Annotated in this window: 6 protein-coding genes; all 6 read left to right on the top strand. The window is 27.4% G+C overall.

The features are described 5' to 3' along the window. Positions 1-457: hypothetical protein (locus ACIQ56_RS12530; RefSeq protein WP_397601399.1), on the top strand; the 457-nt coding region annotated here is incomplete at its 5' end. A 243-nt stretch (positions 458-700) separates the two neighbouring features. Beyond that, complete coding sequence (locus ACIQ56_RS12525; protein ID WP_397601398.1) at positions 701-1,147, top strand: M23 family metallopeptidase; 447 nt, start codon at positions 701-703, stop codon at positions 1,145-1,147. A 312-nt stretch (positions 1,148-1,459) separates the two neighbouring features. Next, positions 1,460-2,536, top strand: a complete 1,077-nt coding sequence (locus tag ACIQ56_RS12520; protein ID WP_397601397.1) for a DsbA family protein — start codon at positions 1,460-1,462, stop codon at positions 2,534-2,536. Between the two features lie 84 nt (positions 2,537-2,620). Then, positions 2,621-4,096 carry a protein-disulfide reductase DsbD family protein gene (locus ACIQ56_RS12515; protein ID WP_397601396.1) on the top strand — a complete coding sequence of 492 codons (1,476 nt, stop codon included), beginning with the start codon at positions 2,621-2,623 and terminating at the stop codon, positions 4,094-4,096. A 47-nt stretch (positions 4,097-4,143) separates the two neighbouring features. Then, positions 4,144-4,587 (top strand): thioredoxin family protein, encoded by a 444-nt coding sequence (locus tag ACIQ56_RS12510; RefSeq protein ID WP_397601395.1) that lies wholly within the window; start codon positions 4,144-4,146, stop codon positions 4,585-4,587. Positions 4,588-5,036: 449 nt separating this feature from the next. Further along, on the top strand, positions 5,037-7,436 hold a 2,400-nt coding region (gene sph / locus ACIQ56_RS12505; protein ID WP_397601394.1), incomplete at its 3' end, for a sphingomyelin phosphodiesterase.

The raw sequence follows: 7,436 nt of genomic DNA, 5'->3' as shown, positions 1-7,436 counted from the left end.
TATAGGTTCAATAGCTTCTGCTGCAGGAAAAAAAGGAACTATCTCAATCACAAGAAGTTACAGCACTGCTAGTACGGCCTCAGTTCGAGGCAATGCAGTTGCTGATGGAGTTTCTCTTGGAAGTGACTCTTTTAGACGTTTTTCAACGGTAGACTCTGTTATCAATGAAAATACAATCACATCAAGTGCGAGTGCTTCTATTACTAGAAGGAGTAGTGTTGCTTCTAGAAGCGGAATAAGTACATATGTTGATCCAGCAAAAATAAGAGCAAATAAGCTTCAAGGCCAAAATAAGATTTCAAGGCCATATTATTTTAAACATGAGATGGGGTTCGGAACTGACTTTGAATTAAAAAATCCTAGTCAATTGATAAATAGAGGTGAAGCACTCCAATCCAGCAGAATATTACCACTCCTAAAAAATGAAGGATGGGTAGCTGGGGGGGGTCTATTTTGAAGGGTTTTACGCTACTTCTTTATAAAAGAAATTGTGGTTTAAATACGGAGTGGTATATCTTAAAATGAACTCTTATAAAGAATCATTTCTGATAAACCTAAAAAAAGTTGGAAGAGGAAATGGAAAGGATTAATAAAGAAATTATCATTTTCCTTTCTTATTTCTCTTCCAATTTCATTAACAGGATGTATCCATTCAAATCAAAATATGAATCAAAATATAGGTTCTGTAGATTCAAGGAGTATGAAATTTAGTTGGCCTGTAACAGGAACGATATCAAGTTTATTTGGCATTCGTAATTTGAAAAATAGAACTCGCATGCATTCTGGCATTGATATTGCTGCTTCTAAAGGAACAAAAATTCGTTCAGTTTCGTCTGGTTCTGTTTTGTTTGTTGGTAAATTACAAGGATATGGCAATACTATTATATTAAAGCACGATTTAAATTATGAAACCCTATATGCTCATTTAAGTAAAATTATTGTGAAAAAAGGGCAGTTTATTAAATCAAATCAAATTATTGGCTACGTTGGAGATTCTGGTGATGTCACTGGGCCTCATTTGCATTTTGAAATTCGAGATTTTGGAAAACAGAAAGACCCTATTTCTTATCTTCCTTACATCTGCAGCAACAATTTGAAAGTGGGAATGCAAACTCCAATCCAAGAACAGGGGATTAGGTATTGTTAAGAGATTAAATCAAGAAGTTGATTTTTTTTGTGAAGCGGGTACCTTCTTGATTCTTCTTCTTAAACTTATGAATCTTACTCTCTTAATGAGAAAATAGTTACTTTGATTTTATTATAATAGAACCTAAATTATTTTTATAAAAATCCGATCCCGGTAATGAGTAAATGTAAATCTCAAAAATATGAATAAACACAAACGTTTATTTTTTGTTAACTTAATTCATTAGGAAGCATTTCCAAATGCTATCTTTTGTAAAAATTTATAAGTGAAATTTTGATATGAAAAATTTTTTAAGATTTTAAAGGAGTTTCTATGTTATCAAGAAAATTTATTTTTGGTTTAATATTTATTGTAATAATTATTTTTATTTCGGTGTTTTTATATATTAATATTAGCAATAACGATGCAAAAAACTCTACATCGATTCAAGATAATTCAAAAATGCTTACTAGCACTGATATTTTGGGGAAATACAACAACATTTCCTTAAAAAGATCTGAGCTTACTACACAAGAACGGCAAACTTTGTTTGAAGTTGAAAGCCAAACATATAATGCGATTGAAAACATTCTTACAAAAAGATATTATGATAGTTTGATAAAAGATTTTATGAAAAGTAATAATATTACAAATTCAGAAATAGCTGAACAGATGTTTATTCAAAAAAACTCAACTGTTACTAATGAACAAGTAAAAAAATTTATTAAAGAAAATTCCGAAAATCCACAGCTTAAAGGTAAAACATTTGAACAACAAATGGCAATTGTGAAACCTTATTTAGATAGCCAAGCAGCAAAATTTTTAGTTGCTCAAGCAATTTTAAACGGTAAAATTGAGGTATCTGGAGTGTCAAAACCATTAGCTCCAAAAATATCAATTGACATTGGAAACTCTCCTTCAAGAGGCCCAGCAAATGCTCAAGTTACTATTATTGAATTTGCAGACTTCCAATGCCCTTTCTGTGCAAAAGCTCATCCAATTATCGAAGAAATTTTAAATCAATATAAAGAAAAAGTAAGATTTGTATTTAAAAATTATCCTTTAATAGAAATTCACCCAGAAGCAATTCCTGCAGCAATTGCTGCAGAGTGCGCAAATAAACAAGAGAAATATTGGCAAATGCATGATAGTTTATTTGAAAATCATAGAAAATTAGGTGAAGAAACCTATGTTAAAATTGCAAAAAGCATTGGTTTAAAAATAGATGAATTTAATAAATGCAGAAAAGATCAACAGATTCATGATAAAATAAATGCAGAAAGAAAATATGGACAAACTCTTGGAATTAATGCAACTCCCGCATTTTATATTAATGGAGTGCAATTTATAGGAACATTGCCGAAAATAGAACTCGAAAAAATAATCAATAATGAATTAGTGAAACATTAGTTCTTTTCTGTTTTAAATGTATTAAAAAAAATCAGGAATTACTATGACAAAATGTAAAATTAAGAAATGGAATAAAGGTGAAATATGAACCCAATTAAAACTTATAATATAAAAAAATATTTTTTATTTATTTATTTTTCATTAATAACTTTTCAATTTGTAAATGCAGAAGAAGTTTTTAACAAAAATATACAAGAAAATATTGAAAGTACAAAAGGAATCAAGTTACAAGATGTTGTTCAATTTAAAATATTAAAAATTGATAATGCTTCAAATATAACAATTCAATTAAATACCAAAAGAGATTTTAAAATATATGAAGATAATTTAAAATTTAAATTTATTCCATATAATAGCCTTTCATATCCTATAAATTATAGCCCGACGCAACCTGCGGAAACTTATTTTGATCCATTTTATAAGAAAAAGAAAAATATATTTAAAAATGGAGCGAAATTTATTGTTAAAATCAATACTAATGTTAATAAAGAGGATCAACTTGAAATTGGAGTTCAATCTTGTTCAGAGTCTGTATGTCTCGTTCCTGCAAAACTTTCTCTATTTATATCTGAAGGAAAATTATCAGAAGAATCAAAACTTTCCACAATATTATCAAAGAAAGATTTAAAAGAAAATGCTTCAAATTTATTAGATTTATCCACTTCGAAAACTCAATCTAATAAAATAAATTTTATTGATGATAAAGAAAAAATAATCCAAAATTCAGAATTTGAATCTTCTGAGAAAATAACCTTACTTAATGATGGCATCGCAATAAAAATTCAAGAATCTTTAAAGTCAGGAAGCTGGTTATTATTTCCCGCTCTTTTTATAGCTGGCTTATTGATGAATTTAACTCCTTGTATTTATTCTATGATCCCTATTACTCTCAACATAATGTCTCAATATGGTGGAAAAGGAAAAATAAAATTATTGCCTTTTATTTATGTTGGCGGAATGATTATTACTTATGCTATGCTTGGAGTTTTTGCAGGAATGTCTGGTAATATTTTTGGTTCACAGCTTGCAAATCCGATTTTTAATTGGATAGTTGCTTTTATCATGTTTTTGCTTGGCTTATCTATGCTTGGAGTCTTTAATTTTACAGCAGTACAATCATTTGCTAACAAAATCCCTATTGCGCAAAATTATCCTCGCGTTGCAGTTGCTACAATGGGAGCTGTATCTGGATTAATTTCAGCTCCTTGTAGCGGTCCCGTATTAAGTACAATACTTTTATTAATTGCTCAGAATAAAAATCCCGTATCAGGATTTACCTATATGCTTTTTTTCGCATTTGGTTTTGGATTACCATATATTATTTTAGGTTATTTTGGGCAAAATTTAACTCGTCTTCCAAAGTTTCCAAGACTATTAAATTTTATAAAAATGTTTTTTGCTGCTCTTATGTTTGCACTTGCACTTTATTATGTTAGAAGCTTTTTTATAAAAATTCCATTTATCCAAGATTTTTGTGCAAAACCACAGTTATTATCTATTTGTATTTTTGTTATACTTGCTCTTGTTTTTACAGTTTTTTCAACAAAAAAAATATTTTAGGAAAAATATCTAAAATTGGATTAATATTTTCATGTTATATTTTATGCTTGTGGATCACTCTAGCGTCTACATATAGTTTTTATTACAATAAAGAAATTTCTTCATTTAATAATTTAAATGATAAATCAATAATTCAATGGCATTCTAATTTTGATGAGGCAGTTGCAATAGCTCAGAAAACAGGCCAGCCAATTATTTTTGATGTATGGGCAGAATGGTGCGTAGCATGTCTTGAAATGAAAGAGACGACTTGGAAAGATAAAAAATTAATTGATTATATAAATAAAAACTTTATTCCTGTTAAGTTAGACTACACTAACTTGCCAGAGAATGTTCAATTGCTTCTTAATAGATGGGAAATAAGTGGTCTGCCTGCTGTAGGGTATTTTAAAATTAATTCTGATTTTAAAGGAAAACCAGATATTTTATTTCAAGGTTATTCATCGTCAAATAAACTACTAAAAGCTTCAATAAGTATACAGAGTAATTGAATGATAATAAATATTTTATTATCATTCTTAAAATTTATTTTAATAATTTGAAGTTTTTAGAGGCTCTGAAAAAATAAATTTTACTCCAAATATAAGTTTAAATTATTAAATTTTTTAATTTAAAATGAGAATTTATAGGTTTCTAGAAGCGTTTTATTTCAAAAAATATAGGGAGTTAATTTTATATCATTATTAAAGTTTATATATAGTGAATTTAAAATGAATTTTGATTTATAATCTGTAATCTAAAATTCATAATAAATTTTAGATTCAAAAATAATTAAAATCAGTAAATTCAATATTATAGGAATATAATATAAATATATTAAATTTTTATATTAATAATGTTTAATTTATTTTTAAGTCATAATTTAATAAAAAAATGCTAATATAAATTTTATATAACAATACAAATAGTTATATAAAAAAGAAAGGTATTTTTTTATTCCATGAAACATTATGAAATTATTGCGAAAAATTTATTAAAAAAGTCTAATATTATCATTGTATTAATGCTTTTTGTCCTTTTTTATTCTTGCAGTAAAGGCAATAATAATAAACAAGAAACTTCTAAAATAGACTCAGTAAGTGATGGATTTCCAAGTAACTTGGCAAAAATTGAAGTCCAAGAACCTAATAAATTTATTTCTAAATTAGGTGAAACAAAGACACAAAAAATCAATATAAAAAATACAAGTAATATTATAATTAAAGACATTTCTATTAATAATTTAAAGACGCCTTTATTTATTTTCAATAATCGCTGTTTGGGAAGATCTCTTGTGGCAGGACAATCTTGTAGCATGGACATTAAGTTTTCTCCAAATAAAATAGAAAACTCTTTTCAAGAACTTATAATAAATTATTATAATGAAAATAATTTATTAAGTTCAAAGTTATCAATCCCCTATCAATCAATTGGAAATGGAAAAATTTCTATTTCTAAAATTCAACAATTGTCAGCTAATGCATCAATTAGTACAGATACAAAAACTGTTACTTTAAAAAACGAAGGTACAAGCAAAGCTAAATTAATGTCTATTCATGGTTTGCAATTCCCCTTAAATGTCCAAAATTTGAATTGTAGAATTGGTAAAATAATGGACCCAGGTGAGTCTTGTAATTTTAACGTTGTATATTCTCCTAGCAGTGCAGAAAATGGTACTCAATTTTTGCAAGTACAATACAAAGATGATTTCGAAGTGTTATTAACTGAGAGTAAAATTTCTTATTTAGCCACGGGAAAAGTTGAACTTAACTTTAATTCATTTCCTAAACTAGAAACAGAAATAAACAAAGAAGTCCAAAAAGTAATTATAATTACCAATAATGGAAATCAGGCTGCTGAAATTATAAAAATTCATCCACTAGAAAATCCACTATTTATTAAAAATGATACTTGTTCTTTGCTAACTTCATTAAATTCTGGAAAAAGTTGCGAAATTAATGTAGGATTTAAACCAAATTCCGAAGTTGAAAGTATGCAATTACTAAATTTAGAATTTAGAGAAAATGATCAAATTTTGTCAAAAGAAATAGATATTTTTTATAAAGGAAATTTAAAAAAATATCCACCAAATTATACTTACCATGATGGTTTGCGAATTACGTCATTTAATACAATGTTACTTTCTTCAGGATTATTTCCTAATTACAATATGAGTTTTAGAGCAGATTTAATTAGTAAAGCTGAATTCTTAAAATCACAAGATATCGTTGTATTTCAAGAAATATTTGACAATAATGCAAGTGATGTTCTTCTTGGAAATTTAAAAAAAGATTTTCCTTATCAAACACCGGTAGTTGGAAGGACAAAAAAGGGATGGGACGCAACGCTAGGAAAATGGAATAATCTTATTCCTGAAGATGGTGGAGTTTCTATTATAAGCAAATGGCCAATTGAAGAGAAACAGCAATTTATTTTTAAAGATTCCTGTGGAGGTGATGCCTTTTCTTTGAAGGGATTTGCTTATACAAAAATTAATTTTAATGGTACTTATTATCATATTATTGGAACTCATCTGCAATCAGAAGATAGTCTTTGTTTGTCTGATTCTGGAGGCGTAAAAAGTAGAAAATCACAAATAAATGAAATTGCAAAATTTATTTCCGAAAAAAATATACCTCAAAATGACTTTGTTTTAATCATTGGAGATATGAATATAGATAGAAATAATACCTCAGAATATGAGAACATGGTAAATACATTAAATGTAAACCAGCCAAAATATTTAGGTGTACCATATACTTTTGATACTAAAAACAATGGATTAGCGAAAGAGCGATATAGCTCTTATAAAAGCGAAAATTTAGATTATATTTTTGTTACTAAAAATCACAATCAAATGCAAAATTGGCATAACTTAACAATTGATCCTCCTTCAGAGCAATGGACAGTTTTTGCTCAAGAAAGAACATGGGCATATACGGATTATTCGGATCATTATCCTGTTATGGGATTTGCATTTGCAGATAATTCAACTCCAACAAAATCCTATATTCCAGAAAATGGGAACTATAGTAAAATCAAATTAATGAACTTAAAAGAAGAAAAATATATATCACATAATTTAAATCCAAGTGAAATTATTAAAATATCGGAAAATTCTTTTGGCCCTTATACAACCTTTAATATTTCCAATAACTTTTCAATGAGAGACAATGGTTGTATTTTAACAGGAGATAAAATACGAATTGAGTCAACACAAAATGTTGGATATTTTTTAGGGAAAAATAACAATAATACCTACAATCTCCAATCTGGCTCTAATTCTGCTTTGTCTGAATTAAGCATTGAAATTATAAATAAAATTGATAAATGTCTAAAAAGTGGAGATACAATTATGCTT

The organism is Silvanigrella sp. (genome assembly GCF_044369315.1).
In the GTDB taxonomy this organism is placed as follows: domain Bacteria; phylum Bdellovibrionota_B; class Oligoflexia; order Silvanigrellales; family Silvanigrellaceae; genus Silvanigrella.
The sequence above is the reverse complement of the archived record's forward strand: the minus strand, read 5'-3'. Positions and strand labels throughout refer to the sequence as shown.

Bases quoted from the DNA above. Each gene is read 5' to 3' on its own strand.
- ACIQ56_RS12520 (WP_397601397.1), top strand. From the start codon at position 1,460: ATGTTATCAAGAAAATTTATTTTTGGTTTAATATTTATTGTAATAATT.
- ACIQ56_RS12515 (WP_397601396.1), top strand. From the start codon at position 2,621: ATGAACCCAATTAAAACTTATAATATAAAAAAATATTTTTTATTTATT.
- ACIQ56_RS12525 (WP_397601398.1), top strand. From the start codon at position 701: ATGAAATTTAGTTGGCCTGTAACAGGAACGATATCAAGTTTATTTGGC.